Origin of the sequence: Psychrobacter sp. AOP5-GZ1-6 (assembly GCF_052376345.1) — a bacterium.
Classification (GTDB): Bacteria; Pseudomonadota; Gammaproteobacteria; order Pseudomonadales; family Moraxellaceae; genus Psychrobacter.
In genome coordinates, this window is the sequence record NZ_JBQSVP010000001.1 from 27,493 (window position 1) to 46,550 (window position 19,058).

At 40.3% G+C, this 19,058-nt stretch carries 16 protein-coding genes and 1 other RNA gene; 11 read left to right on the forward strand and 6 right to left on the reverse strand.

Going from position 1 to position 19,058, the window contains the following annotated elements:
• Positions 1–58: 58 nt before the first annotated feature.
• The 4 genes from ACT3RN_RS00135 (at position 59) to ACT3RN_RS00150 (ending at position 3,852) form a co-directional block, all read left to right on the forward strand.
• Positions 59–823, forward strand: coding sequence for a phospholipase D family protein (locus ACT3RN_RS00135; protein ID WP_442072878.1), 765 nt, complete (start codon positions 59–61; stop codon positions 821–823).
• 249 nt (positions 824–1,072) lie between these two features.
• Positions 1,073–1,711 carry a peroxiredoxin gene (locus tag ACT3RN_RS00140; RefSeq protein WP_192518296.1) on the forward strand — a complete coding sequence of 213 codons (639 nt, stop codon included), beginning with the start codon at positions 1,073–1,075 and terminating at the stop codon, positions 1,709–1,711.
• A gap of 225 nt (positions 1,712–1,936) precedes the next feature.
• Positions 1,937–2,599 (forward strand): glutathione S-transferase family protein, encoded by a 663-nt coding sequence (locus ACT3RN_RS00145; protein ID WP_192518297.1) that lies wholly within the window; start codon positions 1,937–1,939, stop codon positions 2,597–2,599.
• 302 nt (positions 2,600–2,901) lie between these two features.
• A complete protein-coding gene (locus ACT3RN_RS00150) occupies positions 2,902–3,852 on the forward strand; it encodes an META domain-containing protein (protein ID WP_192518298.1) in 951 nt (316 codons plus the stop codon).
• Positions 3,853–3,973: 121 nt separating this feature from the next.
• Here ACT3RN_RS00150 and ruvC read toward each other — a convergent pair whose 3' ends face one another.
• Complete coding sequence (gene ruvC / locus ACT3RN_RS00155; protein ID WP_192518299.1) at positions 3,974–4,558, reverse strand: crossover junction endodeoxyribonuclease RuvC; 585 nt, start codon at positions 4,556–4,558, stop codon at positions 3,974–3,976.
• Between the two features lie 259 nt (positions 4,559–4,817).
• Here ruvC and ACT3RN_RS00160 point away from each other — a divergent pair, with 259 nt between their 5' ends.
• Entirely contained in the window at positions 4,818–5,441 is a 624-nt protein-coding gene (locus tag ACT3RN_RS00160; RefSeq protein WP_192518300.1) for an FxsA family protein, read from the forward strand.
• A gap of 117 nt (positions 5,442–5,558) precedes the next feature.
• Here the strand turns inward: ACT3RN_RS00160 and ssrS are convergent.
• Positions 5,559–5,754, reverse strand: a non-coding RNA gene (gene ssrS, locus ACT3RN_RS00165) — 6S RNA.
• Between the two features lie 247 nt (positions 5,755–6,001).
• Here ssrS and gpmI point away from each other — a divergent pair.
• Both gpmI and ACT3RN_RS00175 read left to right on the forward strand, forming a co-directional pair.
• Positions 6,002–7,639, forward strand: a complete 1,638-nt coding sequence (gene gpmI, locus ACT3RN_RS00170; RefSeq protein ID WP_192518301.1) for a 2,3-bisphosphoglycerate-independent phosphoglycerate mutase — start codon at positions 6,002–6,004, stop codon at positions 7,637–7,639.
• Positions 7,640–7,875: 236 nt separating this feature from the next.
• Positions 7,876–9,375, forward strand: a complete 1,500-nt coding sequence (locus tag ACT3RN_RS00175; RefSeq protein WP_192518302.1) for a S41 family peptidase — start codon at positions 7,876–7,878, stop codon at positions 9,373–9,375.
• 64 nt (positions 9,376–9,439) lie between these two features.
• On the opposite strand, the gene ACT3RN_RS00180 is transcribed toward ACT3RN_RS00175, so the two are convergent.
• The 3 genes from ACT3RN_RS00180 to ACT3RN_RS00190 all read right to left on the reverse strand — a co-directional run bounded on the left by ACT3RN_RS00180 (position 9,440) and on the right by ACT3RN_RS00190 (position 13,803).
• Entirely contained in the window at positions 9,440–11,134 is a 1,695-nt protein-coding gene (locus ACT3RN_RS00180) for a sigma-54-dependent transcriptional regulator (RefSeq protein WP_192991710.1), read from the reverse strand.
• 209 nt (positions 11,135–11,343) lie between these two features.
• Complete coding sequence (locus ACT3RN_RS00185) at positions 11,344–13,071, reverse strand: sensor histidine kinase (protein ID WP_192518304.1); 1,728 nt, start codon at positions 13,069–13,071, stop codon at positions 11,344–11,346.
• Positions 13,072–13,167: 96 nt separating this feature from the next.
• Positions 13,168–13,803, reverse strand: a complete 636-nt coding sequence (locus tag ACT3RN_RS00190; RefSeq protein ID WP_192518305.1) for a response regulator — start codon at positions 13,801–13,803, stop codon at positions 13,168–13,170.
• 413 nt (positions 13,804–14,216) lie between these two features.
• Between ACT3RN_RS00190 and ACT3RN_RS00195 the strand changes: the two genes are divergently transcribed.
• Positions 14,217–15,266, forward strand: coding sequence for a serine hydrolase (locus ACT3RN_RS00195; RefSeq protein WP_192518306.1), 1,050 nt, complete (start codon positions 14,217–14,219; stop codon positions 15,264–15,266).
• Between the two features lie 81 nt (positions 15,267–15,347).
• Positions 15,348–16,016, forward strand: a complete 669-nt coding sequence (locus ACT3RN_RS00200) for a thiamine phosphate synthase (RefSeq protein WP_442439975.1) — start codon at positions 15,348–15,350, stop codon at positions 16,014–16,016.
• Positions 16,017–16,044: 28 nt separating this feature from the next.
• Here the strand turns inward: ACT3RN_RS00200 and ACT3RN_RS00205 are convergent, their stop codons facing one another.
• Positions 16,045–16,374, reverse strand: coding sequence for a TraR/DksA family transcriptional regulator (locus ACT3RN_RS00205; protein WP_192518308.1), 330 nt, complete (start codon positions 16,372–16,374; stop codon positions 16,045–16,047).
• Positions 16,375–16,844: 470 nt separating this feature from the next.
• Between ACT3RN_RS00205 and ACT3RN_RS00210 the strand changes: the two genes are divergently transcribed.
• Entirely contained in the window at positions 16,845–18,047 is a 1,203-nt protein-coding gene (locus ACT3RN_RS00210; protein ID WP_442439974.1) for a phosphoglycerate kinase, read from the forward strand.
• Positions 18,048–18,302: 255 nt separating this feature from the next.
• On the forward strand, positions 18,303–18,689 hold the full coding sequence (locus ACT3RN_RS00215) for a hypothetical protein (protein ID WP_442439973.1): 387 nt from the start codon (positions 18,303–18,305) through the stop codon (positions 18,687–18,689).
• Positions 18,690–19,058 lie beyond the last annotated feature (369 nt).

Below are 19,058 nucleotides of genomic sequence, written 5' to 3' on the forward strand. Positions count from 1 at the left end.
GAGGTGGGTTTTTTTGTGGATAGGTATAAATTGTAATAGTAGAAATTGAGGATAAAAAATGGCAAAGTTTTTAAACAGCAGTGGGACGACTTATCACTTAGAAGAGTTAATCAAAAATGCCTCTGATAGACTGGTTATTATCAGTCCATATTTAAAGCTTAATGAACGTATTAAAGAGCTATTGGAAGATCGCAATCGTCTGAAAATTGATATTAGAATTGTTTATGGTAAGAATGATCTACATCCTGAAGAAATTAACTGGCTTAAAAACCTGACCTTTATTCGTACCAGTTTTTGTAAGAATCTACATGCCAAATGCTACTTGAATGAAAATGAGTGCATTATTACCAGTTTGAACCTTTATGAGTTTAGCCAAGTCAATAACAATGAAATGGGGGTACTCATTTATCGTAATGAGGACGCTAAACTCTACGCCGATACCTATGAAGAAGCACAGCGTATTATTCGTATTAGCGAGGAGGTGCGAATGTCTCTTGAAAAAGTCAGTGCATCTGACGGTGGAAACGATGACAAAGTCACCTCTAGCAACTCTACGGCGAATACCAATACTAATACTAATACAACAGCGAAATCTAGCACAGAGTCGGCGACACCAAACTATTCTAAATTAACGACAGCTAAGCTTGCGAAAGAGTTGGGCTACAAAACACAAGAATTAAATAACAAGTTATTGGCAGCTGGTTATCTGCAAGAGAAAGAAGGCGAGTTGGTCTTAACAGACGCAGGACGATCAGCCAGTGGCATAAGCAAGAGAGGGAAGTTCGGGGAATTCTGCTTGTGGGATGCAGGGATGGTGGTGTAACAGATTGTCTCGGTATATACTAATTTGGTTGGTAAAAAATGGAATAACTGCATTACAATCCATCACAAGACAGTAATAAACAGTTTGATAATATAGGATGAAGTTTTTGCTGACGTACTTTGCATTATTGTGTAGTATCTAACAGAGTACGTTGATAATAATAGAGAGTGTGGATATCTTTGGATACTAGCACTCATCACTAACTCGTTAACAAACGAACTGATTAACAAACATAATAAGGAATAAAGCATGGCACATTTACGTTTAGGCGATACCGCACCAAATTTTGACGCAACGACGACAGATGGCGATATTAGCTTCCATGATTGGGCAGGTGATAACTGGGTTGTTTTCTTCTCGCATCCAGCTGACTTCACGCCAGTTTGTACCACTGAGCTTGGCCGCGCTGCTGCACTGAATGGCGAATTCCAAAAGCGTGGTGTTAAACCAATCTGCATCTCAGTCGATGGTATAGACGATCATCATGCTTGGGCAAAAGACATCGGTGAGACTCAAGGTACTGACTTGAACTTTCCAATCATCGCCGATCCAAACAAAGAAGTCGCCGAGCTATACGACATGATGCATCCAAATGCCGATAGTACTCATACCGTACGTAGCGTGTTTATCATTGATCCAAGCAAAAAAATTCGTTTGATTTTAACCTACCCAGCTAGCTGTGGTCGTAACTTTGATGAGATTCTTCGTGTTATTGACGCGCTACAACTGTCTGATGAATACAATATTGCAACACCAGTAGATTGGAAAGATGGTGATGATGTGATTATTCCACCAAGTGTTAAGAATGAAGACATTGCTGCTAAATATCCTAAAGGTTATACAGAGGTTAAACCTTATCTACGTACCACACCTTCACCAAATAAATAAGGTGGAGCAGTCCTGTCATTAAAAATAATAAGCCCTGTAACGTAATGTTATGGGGCTTTTTACTATTTATATAACAAGCATTATTAGGTTTTGCTATGATGAGCATAGTAGGCTATAACTGTTATATAGCGTATTGGTATTCTGAACTATACGCTATAGTACGATAACCATAACAAAGTCTATCAGCGCTGAGTCGCTTTGAGTCCAACTTACAAGGAGTTTGTCATGAAAAAATTATACGTAACCCGTACCGCACCAAACCCACGCAAGGCACTTATCTTATTAGCATCAAAAGGTATTGACGTTGATGATATTGATGATATCGACGTCATTGATATTGATTTCGCTGCTAATGAGCAGAATTCAGATGAGTTTACCCAAATAAATCCGATGCGAACCGTGCCAGTGTTGGTATTAGGTGATGGCACAGTACTCAATGATTCACAGGCCGTTTGCGAATACCTAGATCGTGTTTATGGTGAGCGCTCAGTGATGGGTAATGATGTCATACAACGCGCCCAAGTGTGCTCTATGCGCCGTATTGCAGAGTTTGAAGTCTTGTATAACTTTATGTTGGCATTTCAGCACAGTAATCCTGCAAAAGCCCAACGTGTTGAGCAAGTGCCAGAGTTTGTCACACCATCTATCGCACGAGGGGTCAAAACACTCGCGTATTTTGAAAACATCTTAGAAGGCCGTGAGTATCTGGTTGGTGAGCAATTGAGTTTTGCTGATATCGTCCTATATATCGGTTTAGATTTTGGAAAAGTGCTGAAAGTAGATCCTAATGAGCAGGGCAAAAATTTGGCTCGTTTTTATCAAATGATGAATGAGCGCTTTAGTATTAAAAATATGGCAAAAGCCAAACTTGCTCACAAAGATGCATAGATAAAACGTCAAAATTAACAAGTGACTTATCATCGTTAGCCTTGGTGGTTGATAGTAGCATCAACTATTCAAGGCTTTTTTATGACGGTATATGGAAAAATAGTAGTCAGAATGGCAGTTACTATGAAACTATAAAATCGAACACTTTGTTACAACCAAAACAGTCACTAGCGCTATAGTATGCAGGTATTTACACTATATATTAGGTTGATGCCATATATTAATTTTATGTCATCAATTGTTTAGACTTGTAAGAAAAGGATAATTATGATGCATACGAATAGCTACAAGGTATGACTGTTATGACATCGTCTGTTAAAAAACGACCTGTTAGTTTGATCTGTGTGTCCAGCTTGTTGGCAGCCAATGTGGCACTAAGTGCCTGTCAAGGCTCGTCTACACCCAGTGAAAATATGGCAGTAGATAATGCTAACGCAGTCACGAGAAATACAGATAATATGGATGGTGACATCATATCTAACGTTATGGTTGGAGAAGATCAAGCAACGGTGAAAGAGATGAGTGCTGAAGAAGCCATGATTCACAATCTTTCACGTTATCGTTGGACGCTCATATCTGCAGCCGATAGTAGCGATCAACCATTAGATACATTGATGCAAATCACTAACCAAGTACGTTTGTCATTCAATCAACACCAAGGTCAAAACACCTTAAACTATAGTGTCGGCTGTAACACTATGAGTGCTGTGTATCAGCTGCAAGGTTCTGCCTTAACTATTGAAGACAGCATGAGTACCAAGATGTCTTGTGGCGATCTTGATAAGGCCGAAAACAGCTTAAGTCAGCTGATGCAAGGCAATAGTCAACTTGTTTTTGCGACAGGTAGTGATGTTTTTAAAGATGATACACCAATACTGACGCAAGTAACTAACGACTCGGCTACTTTGGTTTGGGAAGGCAAACTCACACCACAAGCTAAGTATAATAGCAAAGGTGAGGCAGTATTTTGGGCGGTAAGTGCTGATATGGTACCGTGCGCAGACAGTGACGCACCGACGTGCTTACGAGTTAAACCGATTACTTATAATAATCAGGGTATTAAGGTCAGTGAAGGCGAATGGAGTGTATTTACTGGTGAGATCGATGGCTACCAGCATGATAGCAAGCATGATGAAGTATTACGTCTACAGCGTTATCGACTAAGTAACAGTGATGGAACAAAAGGCAGTGCATCAGGTGAAGAATACGCTTATGTCTTGGACGCAGTTATTCAAAGCTCGGTAGCGGAATAGTTTTAAGTCTAGATCATATGAATGTTTCGGTCAAACGTATTAGTTTTAACCTTTACTAAGTTTGCCGTTCAAATCAAAACACGCGCCATATAGACGCGTGTTTTTTTATGGTTGTCTATATTTAACGTAGATTACCTAAATCTTCTTCGGTCAAACGCCAGCGGCCTTTTTTCTTGGAAGCACCGCGTCCACGCATAGCGCTGTTCAGTAGCAATTTATTCATCGAATGGCTTGAATGTGCATGACAAATAGCGCAGGCAAGTCCATCAGCTGCATCTTGTTGCGGTATCACGTCTAAAGATAATATCCGGCAAACCATTTCCTGTACTTGTTCTTTTGCTGCTGCACCATAACCACAAACGGCTTGTTTAATCTGACGTGCGGTATACTCTGAGACTTCCAAGTCCAATGCTACCATAGCAGCAATCGCTGCACCTCGTGCTTGTCCAAGCTTAAGTGCAGAGTCTGGATTTTCAGCCATAAACACCTGCTCAATAGCGGTGTAAATAGGCTCGTCAGTATATTTCAAATGATGTTGGGTAATTCGTGTTAAGCCATTAAAAATACGCTTAAGTCGCTCAGGCATCTCTTTGGTATCTGTACGGATAGTGCCCGCATCGATATATATCAATTTGTCGCCGGTTTGATGAACGATACCATAACCCGTCATGCGCGAGCCTGGATCAATTCCGATAATAATGGCCATAGTACTCCGTTTTTTTACATTTTGTTTTGGGTTCAATCTTATATAAATTGGATATAGAATACGATTTGTCCAGCACTACTACTCGCAGTGCTTTTACTCAACTTGCTTGTATCCAAATTATATTGTACCGACTATATGACTTAAAAATGAGCCTATAGTTTGATAGTATAGCAATCAATCCCCATATACATCATATGTTAGCCATCTTAATTTGCATGGCACTCAATTTATTGATTTTTATTTTAAAGGACGACACTTTATGGGTCAGATAGTTGGTATTGCCATCGTTTGGTTTATTATCGAGATGCTACTATGGTATTTGCTTGCTCAATTTATGAGCGGCTGGTGGGTGTTCATGTGGTTTATCGTTGCTGCAGTCATTGGTATTTCACTCATCCGTAAAGGAATGGCAGCACTCAATCCAATGGCACAGCAGATGAAAGCTGGTGGCATGATGAACCCATCAATGCGTCCGCAAGAATCGACCATGATTAAAAGCGTGGCGATGGCAGCAGCGGGTATTTTACTCCTAATTCCTGGTGTGCTCAGTGATTTTCTCGCGTTACTAGTTATATTACCACCAGTGCAAAAGAAGCTTAAAGACTTTGCCAATAATTACGTCATGAACAATCAGCAAAAAATGATGGAAATGATGGCCAAGCAGATGGGTGGGCAAATGGGCGGTGGACAAAACCCGTTCGGCGGTATGGGTGGTCAAAACCCATTTGGTGGAGCAGGTGGTATGAACGGACAGAACCCGTTTGGTCAGCAACAACAAAACCCGTTTGGTGATGTTTTTAAACAACACACAACTGTAGATGGTACTGCCAAAAACATTCCTAAAGACGTGAAAAAAATCACTAAATCTGCCAATGATGAATAATCATTAACAGATAGGTATAAAAAAGCCCCTTTTGTTGATGACAAAAGGGGCTTTTTGTTGGTTATAACCAATTAATTATAAGCTCATTCGTTATACTTCAAAAGGTTAAAACCGAATATAACAACCGAAGTGCCGCCGCAAGATGGTGACCCATGAACCGTGAAGTTCAGGGCGGATGCGTCATTGCCTCTGTAGGTTTCCTGATACACCGCAAGCGGTGCAGGCATACGCATTGAGACAATAGGTACCACATCCTGGTAAAGCATTATCGGCTCAGGGAATAAACATCTACTAGCCAACACTTCAGAATATAATTATCTTAACCAATGGTTTGGGTGATTGCAAGTGCGATTTACAGATTGCTACTGTAGGTTTGATGTTAGGTATTATTGATGCTGATTTTTAAGCTTATTCTGAGTAAGCAATCAGTGCTGCTAGCCACTAATTATGGGCTTGCAAGGGCTGTTTTTCAGCTATTTTAAGATGTGTGTTAAGATAGAAGGCTTTAAACATCCTAATACAGCATTATAGGCGTTCATTCACTTGAGGAGCGGTAATTCATGACCCATAATAACCATCAATCAGAATCTCTTAATAATAGTCAAGCTCAACTCAATAATAAAAAAATACCGCATGTCTTAATGATACTAGATGGTTTTGGAAATCGTGAAGAAGATAAAGATAATGCGATTGCGGCTGCTGATATGCCAAATTTAGATAAGATTTATCAGCAGTATCCGCATGGGCTAATATCAGCTTCAGGAGAAGATGTTGGTTTACCAGATGGTCAATTTGGTAATTCAGAGGTTGGGCATATGAACTTGGGCGCTGGCCGTGTTCTTTATCAAGATTCCACTCGTATTTCAAGCGAGCTGTCTAATCGTGAGTTTTATAAAAACGAAGCGTTGGTAAATGCTGTTAAAGCTGCAAATGAGCTTGGTGGTAATGTACACATCATGGGGCTGTTATCAGATGGTGGGGTGCATTCTCATCAGGACCATATCGAAGCAATGTGTCACTCAGCATTGGTACATGGCGCCGAAAATGTCTTCGTCCATTGTTTTTTAGATGGTCGTGATACACCGCCGAAGTCTGCCGATAAGTATATAAACCGTCTACGCACGCATATTAATAAACTCAATGAGCATTATGAAGGTGGTCGAGTACAGATAGCGAGTATTATTGGTCGCTACTATGCAATGGATCGTGATAATCGCTGGGATAGAGTCCAAAAAGCCTATGAGCTTATCACTGAAGGTAAGGCTGATCGTTTAGCTACTCGTGCAGATGGTGCAGTACAAGCTGCTTATAAAGCACGTGAGACGGATGAGTTTGTTAGTCCGACTACTGTGATTGGACGTGATGAAGTACCATATACTGTCGACGACAATGATGCGCTTATTTTTATGAATTTCCGTGCTGATCGTGCTCGTGAACTTGCCCAAGCATTTGTACTGCCAGATCATGAGTTTCCTGGATTTGCTCGTAATAAACAACCGAAACTTGCAGCGTTTGTGATGCTGACCAAGTATTCAGATGTGTTGGCTGATAATTCAAAAACCAGTATCGCTTATCACCCAACATCCTTGACGAATACACTTGGCGAGTATTTGCAAGATCAAGGTAAAACACAGCTACGTATCGCAGAAACCGAAAAATATGCTCACGTGACGTTTTTCTTTAGTGGTGGTCGTGAAGACGAGTATCAAGGCGAGACTCGTATTTTAGTACCTTCTCCAGATGTGGCTACTTATGACTTACAACCTGAAATGAGCGCACCTGAAGTAACAGATAAATTGGTAGAGGCGATTGAGTCTGGTCAATACGATACACTCGTAGTGAATTATGCCAATGGTGATATGGTTGGGCATACAGGTATATTTGATGCTGCTGTCCAAGCTGTTGAGTCGCTAGATGTCTGTGTGGGTCGTGTGGCGGCAGCAGTGCGAGCAGCTGGTGGTGACATGCTTATCACAGCTGATCATGGTAACTGTGAACAGATGCAGGATTATGAAAGTGGGCAAGTACATACGCAGCATACTACTGAATTAGTACCTTTGATTTATGTGGGTGATAAGAAGCTGCAAGTGCGTAGTGGTGGTAAGCTGAGCGATGTTGCTCCTACTATTTTGGCACTGATGGATCTCGAAATACCAATTGAAATGACAGGTAAAAGCTTATTGCTTCCTGTGTCATGATTTATTGCTGAGTGATTTTAGTCTTTATATTTTGACAGTATATTAGTATTGTTTATAGTGATAAAAAAGGAGAGATACCAGCTATCTTTCCTTTTTTTTCGATACATTTTCCCTAAATTACGTGCAATACTAGTCTAGTCTTAAGCCCATGCTTGGTGTTATGTTGTGAGACACATATTGATGAATACATCATTAACAATGATTTTGTACATTCTATTATTTAATTGAGTTCTCTTATGCCTCCTTTCTACTTTATACGCTCGTCTGTGTTTAAACGATTGGGCAAGCCAATGATACGCTTATCAAGCGCACCTACTGTCTGTAAGCCTGTATTGATAATTGGTTTGCTTGGATTAAGTACGGTTAGTATGTACGCACAGGCAGCAACACTAGAGACAACTGATACGACTCATAGTCCTACGGCAGGTTTGCAGCTTATTAGTCTAAATGATGATGAAATAGCCACCGAAAATGATATTGATAATTTATCAGATATTGCTGATATGCTCGATGCTGCAGATGAGCCTGATGACTCAATAGATAGTATTCCAGATGAAACAGCGCTAACTGATGATACGGATGATATCGATACCAGTATTCCACCTGAAGTTGCACAAGTATCATTAAATGCCATTTCTCCAGAGACGCTTAAGACGTTTGTCGCTGTAGTAGATTTAGTGCGCCGTGAATATGTGGATACGGTGAATGATGAAGAGCTTTTTAGTAATGCAATGAGCGGAATGCTAACCAAGCTTGATAGTCACGCTGAGTTTTTGGATGCTGAAGCCTATGAGAACCTGCGTGCTTTTACAGAAGGTGATGTCGGTGATGTTGGTATTAAAGTCACTTATCAATCCGCATCTGGCCATTGGGTAATCACAGAGGTTAGTGATAATTCACCTGCTGATAAAAAAGGCATTGCTGTTGGTGACTACTTGCATCAAGTAGATGAGTTTAAACTTAATGCAAACAAAGAAAGCAATGATGTCCAGCAGCTCTTAACAGGGATTGCTGGTACGCAAGTAGATATTGTGACGTCAACTGCTGGGCGTCGTAAGCATACGACTACGTTGCAGCGTAATAATAGTCACCCTCAAGTGATTGAAGCAAGGCTGGTCAACGGTATTGCTATCGTCAAATTACCTGCTTTTCAAAACAACAGCCGTGAAAAACTGTTAGAAAGCTTAATTGATTTAGACGCACCCATACAGGGTATCTTGTTAGACATGCGTGATAATCCAGGTGGTGTATTAACATCAGCGGTTAGCGTTGCTAGTTTGTTTATGACTGATACGGATGTGGTACAAGTAAAAGCGCGTCAAAGTGATTCACGTACGCTCTCGACTCAAGGTGCAGCATTACTTGAACCATTGCCATTAGTGGTGTTGCAAAATCGCTATTCAGCATCAGCAGCTGAGGTGTTGGCCAGCAGTTTACAGGCGCAAAAGCGTGCTACTATCGTTGGTGAAGTGAGTTATGGTAAAGGCTCGGTACAGTCAGTGATTCCACTAAATGATGAACAAGCTGTCAAGCTCACCGTTGCGAAATATATGACAGCATCAGGTAAAAGAATAGATGGTATCGGTGTAAAGCCCGATGTGGCCTTTTCAGGTAATGAGGGTACTTGGGAGCAGCAAGCACTAACTCTTTTAAAAACCAGAGCATTGGCTTCGGGCATTCGTTTTGTTCGTAAGCCTACTCAGGTCGATAAAACGATAGACAAAACAAGTAATTAAGTTTTGGCTGTTGACAGAATGCCGTTGTCAACATTGCCAACCATGAATCATAACGTTTGAGACGTTATGATTCGGATTGATCCTCGGCTATTTCCAATTTTTTCATGCGATAGCGTAAAGAGCGGAAAGTTGTGCCTAGAAGTTCAGCTGCCTGAGTTTTATTCCAACCAGTTTGTTTAAGTGCGGTGATAATTAACTGCTTTTCTTGCTCTTGTAGGTAGTTCTCTAGCCCTTCAGAGGGTAGCTGTCCGTCTGGTAGTTCGTTTATTCTGACTTGCTGACCATCCCTATTTTGCGTCGCTTGATAAATGGTGGTGTCGTTATTGCAATCCTGACTGGCTTCATTCAATGCCTCTATATGATTGTTAGTTGATGGTTGTATCATATTAGGGAAGTGTTGAATATTAGTACGATATGGGTGCAAATTGGTTGTTGTTTGCTGAACCTGAGTGGTTTGTGTTGAATGGAGACGTGTTTCGCTACTTTCTAGCGTTTGATCAGCTGTTTTATGAGTTTTCTCTGGTTCTGGTAAGTATGTATTGTTCGTATTCTCAGGACTTTGGATATTTGTAATGTCTTGATGAGTGTCGATATCAGCGAGGCCCAAGTGAATGGTATCAATGGTTGAATTTTCTGCTAGCGTGACTGCACGTTCAAGAATATTACGTAGCTCGCGAACATTGCCAGCGAAGTTATGATGTTGTAAGCGCGCGCAGGCATCTACAGTTAAGGAAGGTACGGTCTCTAACTGCCATTCATTGGCAATCATTGCCAAGAAGTGCTCAGCCAAAACAGGAATGTCATCACGGCGAGCGTTAAGCGTGGGTAGTTTTAGCTCGATCACATTGATGCGATAATATAAATCTTGTCGAAAGGCTCCGTCTTGTACTAGGCGGTTTAAGTTTTTATGTGTGGCGGATAGAATACGGATATCAACAGGTATTTCTTTAGTATCACCAATAGCTCGCACTGTCTTTTCTTGAATGGCACGCAGTAGTTTTACTTGCATTGCTAAAGGCAGGTCTGCGACTTCGTCTAAAAATAATGTACCGCCATTTGCTTGTTGAAACAGCCCTTGCTTGTCAGTAACAGCGCCTGTGAAGCTGCCTTTTTTGTGACCAAAAAACTCTGACTCTACTAGCTCTGAAGGGATGGCACCGCAGTTAACTGGCACAAAGCTACCATCCCTACGAGGGCTTAGGTCGTGAATTAGTCTCGCAACTACTTCTTTTCCTGTGCCAGAAGCACCTGATAAAAATACAGGTGCTTGTGAGCGTGCTAATTTTAAAATGGTGTTCTTAAGAGGGTGCATCACAGCAGAGTTACCGATAAGCCTACTGTTCAACATTTTTTGCTCAGGTGAAGATTCAGGTGTGCTGGTCGATGCACTGTCTTGATGAATAACCTTTAAAGCATTCTCTACTAACTGTCGTAAACGTGGTAGCTCTAGTGGTTTATTGACGAAATCAAAAGCACCTAACTTTAACGCCTCGATAGCCAAGTCCATACTACCATGCGCAGTAATTACAGCGACAGGAGTGCTAGAGCTACCATTGATTTCTTTTACCAAATCTAGTCCTGAGCCGTCAGGCAGATTTAAATCGGTTAGGCAAAAATCATAATCATTATCTTGCCAGTAGGATTTTGCTTGTGACAGAGTGTAAGCCACATCACTTTTTATCCCCATTTTAGTCAAAGTAATTTGCATTAATCTGCATAGATCTACTTCGTCATCAACGACTAGCGCGGTTGTTGTCATACATCATCTCATCGTATTTATATCTACAAAATTTAAAAAGATAGCATTTTCTAATTAGGACATGTTTGATATTTACAATATATTTAACATTTAAAAATAGTCACTGCTGATCATCAAAACAGCTCCAGACAAGGCGTAAAGTGATGGTAATGCTCGAACCTTAACGAGTATTAAACATGCATTAGACAACCCTTACTTATAGAGCATTTTTATCTCGCATTCATTATGTTCGGACTAGAGCCCACAGAAGGTGCTATTAAGCGAAAACAGGTTTTTTTATGTTCAGGAATATAAAGTAAGCGAGTCTGGTTGGCTTCACAAAATGCTTGTGATAAGTACAACCCTAAGCCAGTACCTTTTTGATCTGTGGTGAAAAAAGGATTGAATAAGTGCTCGAGACTTTCAGAGCTCACACCATCACCATTGTCTAAAACATCGATTATAACATCGTTGTCGGCACAATAAATTTCAATTTCCACATAAGCATGAGAGTGGGCATAGCTACTGTAGCGTAAGCCATTGTTTATTAAATTGATTAAGACTTGTTCCAATTGGTGAGTATCAAATGATATCGTGGGCTGTGCGTTTACTCGTAAAAAAACATCATGTTTTGAAAAGTAGTTTTCCAAAAATGTTGGCATCCATTCAGCCAGTACGATTGACTGCTGATTTGCTGCTTGCTGGCGAGACAGCTTTAAGACATCTTCGATAATGCGATTTACCCGTTTGGTTTGTGAAAATATCATTTTATAAAGCTCGTAATTATTATCGATATCATCATCTGCTGCGTTTTTTTCCTCAGTTTCTGTTACGTCTTCCATTAATAGCTGACTGGCTTGAGAAATAGCTGCTAACGGGTTTCTTATTTCATGGGCGATACTGGCCGTTAATTGCCCTAAAGAAGCCAGTTTTAATTGTTGAGCACTGGCTTGCTCACGGCGTAAATCTTCTAGCATGATGAGTTTGCTATCATCTTTTAAGGGAACGATTTGCACACGTAATTTACCGAATATAGAGGCATTTGCTACTGCTGGTAAATCATAAGTAAAAGTGCATGATTGGCCTTCTACTACTGACAAGCAGGCTTTTAATAACTGTGCATGCTGCTTACTGAGTTGTTGCTCAAAATTGGTTAAGAGCTCAGTATGATTGTTGTTGCGTGCGTGGCTAGCTTCACTGGACGGGTTAGGTAATGGTACTGATACTGACAAATTGTATGAAAGACTCAGTAATTGATGGGCCGCAAGGTTAGCTAGGACAACACGCTGCTTATCAATGACGATGACACCATTCGCCATCTGTGCGATTACTTCTTGATTGATGACATTCAATCGTTCTACTTCTTTTGCTTGTCCCGCTGCTACTTTTTCAAGTTGCATCAGGCGCTGCGAAATAGACCAACTTAAAAAGCCAACGGCCAAAAAGCTGACAGACATGAGTAGAGCATTACCTAAGTTTGCCAAATTTATACTATTGGCAATGGCATAAAAAAACTGCTGATAAATAACAAAAATAATTGCAAGTAGGGTAACAATGAATGCTTGTGAGGCATTGAGCAGCATAAAGCTCGCTGCAACCACTACCATATATAGCATGGTGAGCTGTAAGTCAGGAGCGCCAGCTGTATAAAGTAATAAACTCAATATCACAACATCTAATACCAAACCAAAAGCGAGTTGGCGTTGCATTTTTTTATGTACTACATAAAACAGTCCAAGTAAGATTAGACTCAGTAGAATATAAAAGCTAAGGGCAGTTTGTTGCAAAAAGCTTGGCAGAGAGACATTATCATTAGCCTGAGCTGTGACATATCCCATCAACATAAAAAATGTACTAAGGACAAAGCGATAACTGCTATAGATGAGCCCTAGCTTTCGTAGCTGTGTTTGTGGAAGGGTATCATCGTGATGTAAATAATGAGTAATAGCAGGCTTCATAAATAGACCGTGGTTGAGAAAGAGTGACTAGGGCGTGTCCTCATTTTCAGCCTGTTTAGATTTTTATGTTCAGACTGAGGACACGATCTAAGTAGTTTACGGCTGAATCAAGCCGTGACGAATGGCCAGATGCGTCAATTTAACATCACTGTCAACGCCGACTTTTTCATAAATGCGATAGCGATAAGTATTGATGGTTTTGACACTGACAAATAGTTGATCAGCTATTTGTTGAGGGCTTTGGCAGTTAACCACCATCATGGCTACCTGCTTTTCACGATCACTTAATAAGTCAAAGGGTGAGTTGGCATTATCTGATAATAAAACATCAGCCAATTGTTCCGCGACATCTTGGCTAAAATAACGACCACCTTGATAAATCTTTTTGATAGCTCGTATCATTTCATCAAGTGGCGTGCCTTTGGTAATATAACCATTGACGCCCGCTTTTATGAGCATCGATGGGTAGGGCTGTGCTGACATACTACTGACGGCTAATATCTTGATACCCATATCCAGTTGAATCAACCGCTTAGTTGCTTCGAGCCCACCGATATTAGGCATATTAACATCCAGCAACACCACATCAGGGCGCAGTTTTTTGGCCAGTTTAATAGCCATATCACCGCTGTCTGCTTCGCCGACCACTTCGATATCGACACTATCTGATAGCATACGACTGATACCCATTCTTACCAAATCATGATCATCAACTACCAATACTTTAATCATAACGATACTCTTTATTATTCGTGAGAATGAAGGTTTTGACTGATGCTAAATGACAAGTAGATTCCAGACATCTGAGTCATCTAAAGGTTGTGGTATTTAAAATATTATTATCTAATATATAGCGTGTTGAACATACCCTATATTGAATATGGATGATAGCCACATTCAAAATGAATGCATGTTTCTAAAACGTAAATCAATGTTTCTACAATATAAGTTGGTTGTAGAGAAATTTGAATTCGGTAAAAATAAACCGTTAAATCAGTTTGATGCATTAAACTTAAATGCAAACCATGATACACTAAAAATACAAAAACTCTATACGAGTACTTACAAACACATCTATAAAGGCTACGTACGTTCTTGGCGCCAGACAGTGTATAACTGACGTGATAACGACAGCAGGGGGCATAATGAGACAACTACCATTAACCAAACAGCAACTAATCGCTGCTATGATTTCATTGAGTTTGGGCAGTGCATCACAAGCGGCACTTACGATTAATGGTAGCACTGATACTGGTTCTAGTGCTCGCATGAGTTGGGGCGGTGCTGATAGCCTGTCTGAAGCGCGTAATATCATGTACAAATCCAACAGCTCCACTATCACAAAAACTGATAATGGTTCTGGTGCCACTTTCGCTAGTAATAACAACAGTTACAATACCACTTACAGTGGTAAGTTTGGCAGTAGCGACATGCTGCCAATCAGTACTGATTCGCGCAGTGTCGCGGTAATCGATGCTGAAACTGGTGAATCTATTTATGAAAAAAATGCTGATGCTGCGCGCCCGATGGCCAGCATCACAAAAATTATGACCGCGATGGTTGTATTAGATGCAGGCCTTGACATGCGTGAAGAAATTACGCTTGATGCAGAAGATTTTGTTGGTCCAAAGCGTGCTAGCTCTCGCCTGAAAGCTGGTGATCGTTTGAATCGTGCTGAAATGCTATTAATGGCATTGATGAAATCAGAAAATCCAGCAGCGAAAAGTCTAGCGCGTAATTATCCAGGTGGCTATAGCGCCTTTATTCGTGCTATGAATCGTAAAGCTCAAGATTTGGGTATGACTACCGCTTTCTTTGGCGATCCAACGGGTCTTGATAAGCGCAATGTCGCTTCATCAAAAGATCTCGTAAAAATGGTACGTGCCGCTGGTAATTACGATGTCATTCGTCGTTTCTCCACCACTAAGAGCTACGATTTCTTTGTCTCAAACTATTCAAGTGGTAACCGTACCTATAAAGCCAACAACACTAGTAGTTTGGTGCGTGATGGTAGTTACCCAATTGGTATCTCAAAAACAGGATTCATTAATGAAGCAGGTCGTTGTGTCGTGATGGAAACTCGCGTAAACAACCGTCCAGCGATTATTGTTATCTTAGGCGCGAACAGTTCAGCCACACGTTGGGGTGATGCCAAAAACATCCTCAACAGTTTAGCGACACGCCGTACGGTGTAAGCTTATTGTTTTGGTACTTATAAAGAGGCTGTTATATGATATAACAGCTTTTTTATTGTGTGGAAATTACGGACGTATTATATGATTCAGTTATCAAATATTTTACAGCCTCAGTTGTATTTGCTGACCAACGATGACGAGTTTGAGATTCTCTATCAAAAGTTAGAAGCAGCACTGGCAACAGGATTAATTGCGCTACTACAAATCCGCCGTAAGAGAACACTTTCTCTACCTGATGGTGCCTCAGAGTTGTATAAAGAGGCGACGCAAATAGTCGATTTGGCCAGTACGTATAACGTACCCGTTGTTATTAACGATGATATTGGTTTGGCAGCAAAGCTTGGCGTTGGTGTACATTTGGGTCAAAAAGATGGCAGTATTAGCGATGCCAAAAAATATCTATCATCAAATCAAATCATTGGCCGTACGTGTCACTGTGAGTCGGAATTAGTGGCAGAGGCAAAAAAAGATGGCGCGAGTTATGCTGCGATGGGCGCAGTCTTTACGTCTATGACCAAACCAAATGCCGATATTGTATCGCATGAGCAGCTTGTTTCAGGTTGTCAGCAAGGCATCGACATGTGTGTGATAGGTGGTCTAACGGCTGAAAATGTCTCGAATTTAGCAGGATTACCGATTAAGTATGTCGCGGTAGTAGGCGATATTATGGATTTACCCATCCCAGAAATAGCAAATCGCTGTCGTGAGTGGCAGCAGGCGTTTTCTGAGTGGGGACCACCTGCTTTATAATTTATTCGTCAGAAATAGCAGTAAATAGTTATTCAGCATGCTCCATACATAATGTAGCGTAGGGTAGTGCTTCTAAGCGTTTTTCTTCGATTTGCTTGTCACACACCTCACATTCACCATAAGTGTTGTTTTCGATGCGATTGAGAGCATTTTCGACATAGCTTAAGTTTTGGCGCGCTTCGTCCATAAGGTTTTTGCGCATACCGTTTTGACGATAAGAAATCGCTTGGTCGTCCCAATGCTCATTGAGATCATCTTGTGGGTTTTGAATATGATCTTCTATTTTGCCAATTCTAATTTCATATTCGTCTTTAAGTTTCAACAGATTTTGTTTGGCAGTGTTTAGATTAATACTCATTGTATTCTCCTAATAATTATATTTTCCTAATGATTGTAGTCATGCTGGCCTATATCCGTAAGCCTTTTTTTATTGATTGTAGTAATGCGAATTGTCTTATGGTAAAGGACAGGTTTTTCAGAAACCACCACAGAATGTTAAGGTTTCTTATTCCACTACATTCTCATGTTAAGTTTTTAATTAATATGTTGGTTATGAGCTGTTGATATAAACTGGTAGAATACATCGCCATCGACTTTGGTTCGTTAAATCACATTACTACTATAAATGAGCCAAAACACGGTGCGGAATATAGAAAATCTTTGTCATATAACTACAAAGATATCTTTTATCCAGTCAAAAATTAGAAATAAATAAAATGATTGAGGATACACATCCAGGAAATGATGGTGAGTAATTCTTTTTATAGCAACATTTAGCAATAACAGTAAGCTTAAATTAACCAACAGATTGATGCATAGGAGCAGTTCATGAATTTTTTGCGTATGAGTGAGTTGAACTTAACGGATAAAGTGGTATTAATTCGAGAAGATCTAAACGTACCTATTAAAAACAATAAAGTTACGAGTGATGCTCGCTTGCAAGCAAGTTTGCCTACTATTCAGATGGCATTAGAAAAAGGCGCTGCCGTTATCGTTTGTTCACATTTGGGACGCCCGACTGAAGGTAATCTAGAAGCAATATATTCATTAGCACCTGTTGCTGATTATTTGAGCGATAAGCTAGCGGTGTCAGTGAGTCTCAATCGTGAGTATTTGACTGAAGGAGCACCTATCAAAGCTGGTGAAGTCGTACTATTAGAGAATATGCGTTTTAATGAAGGTGAAAAGAAAAACGATGCTTCTTTGGCAAAAAAGTATGCCGACTTATGCGATGTATTTGTGATGGATGCTTTTGGTACGGCACATCGTGCGCAAGCATCAACAGAAGGTGTCACTCAAGCCATGCGTCAAGCAGGAAAAACAGTCTGTGCAGGTCCTCTATTGGCTGCTGAGCTTGATGCTTTGAGCTTAGCACTTGAAACACCAGCACAGCCAATGCTTGCAATTGTTGGTGGCTCGAAAGTATCAACAAAATTAGAAGTCTTACATAGCTTGGCTGAAATATGTACACAGATTATCGTTGGTGGCGGTATTGCCAATACTTTTTTAGCAGCGCAAGGTCATAGTGTTGGTGCTTCACTATATGAAGCAGACTTGGTGGATACTGCCCGTGATATTATGAATAAAACGGAAATTTTATTGCCTGATTATGTCATTGTTGCTGATAAAAATGACATTGATTTTGACGATTTTACAGGTTCATTGCAAAAAGCGACTGCCACTGTTAAGTCTGTTGATGCGATTGGCGAAGATGACATGATCTTAGACATCGCGCCAGAAAGCGCAAAACAATTGGCTGAGGCCATTCTCAATGCAAAGACTATTTTATGGAATGGTCCAGTAGGTGTGTTTGAAGTAGATGCTTTTGGTCAAGGTACTCAAATATTGGCAGATGCTGTCAAAAATAGCCAGGGCTTCTCTATTGCTGGTGGCGGTGATACTTTAGCAGCAATTGATAAATATCAAGTTGCTGATGGTGTTAGCTATATGTCAACAGGAGGTGGTGCATTCCTGGAGTTTGTAGAAGGCAAGGTTCTTCCTGCAGTTGCTGCGCTACAAATTAGCGCTTAATTTATTAACATTAATTAACATTTTTGAAACATTATTGGTACAATTTAAAACAAGTATTAAAAGTAAGCTATGCAAGCTAATATGTCAGCTATGATTTTTGTTTGTTGATTTTGGATAGAAAACAGGCATAACTACTGATTATTAAGTAGCTATTATTTGTATATATACTGAAAATTGTTATTGCATGTCTTATTTGCACTCTATAAAATAGCGCAACCATGTATATTGACATGTTTTATTTATGAGAGGTTTATTATGTTAAAACGTCATTTGTTACTTGCTAGCGTACTTGCTGGTACTTTTGCAGTTACTGCATGTAGTCAACAAACAGAAGAAAACGCTGAAGCGGCTACTGAGTCTGCTGCTGATGATATCGCTGCAGAAACTGAAGCAACTGCTGCTGAAGCTGAAACTGCTGCTCAAGATGCTGGTACTGAAGTTGCCGAAGGCGCTGAAACTGCTGGTGCTGCTGCAACAGAAGCACTAGAAGACACTGGCAATGCTATCACTGAAGGTGCTAGTACTGTTGTTGAAGGTGCTAGTACTGTTGTTGAAGGCGCTGCTACTGCTGTTGCTGACGGTGCTGACGCTGTTGCTGACGGTGCAGAAGATGTTGCTGTTGATGCAGAACAACAGTACTAAGCAATGTAATGACTGGTTTGTTGATCTTCTACTGATTGATAGGTAATCCATTAAATCAGTTATGGACATATTTGTTTATTATAAGCTCTCAAAATACTAGAAAAGCCTTGGTGATTGCCAAGGCTTTTTGCATTGCCTCTGACTTGTCTTCAATACATTCTAAACGTTAAATGGGTTGAGAATAGCTAAAACACTGCCAAATGGTCTCAAGTCGCTGATTGATATCCTGGTATTATCTGCATTATTTCCCTCATTTAATGACTGTTTTTTAAATGAGTATGAACTTAGATTTTGTTGGTTAAGTTACAACATTGGTTTTATAAAAAGATAGTTCGATAAATAGTGATGCAACTGCTACGAAGACATCGC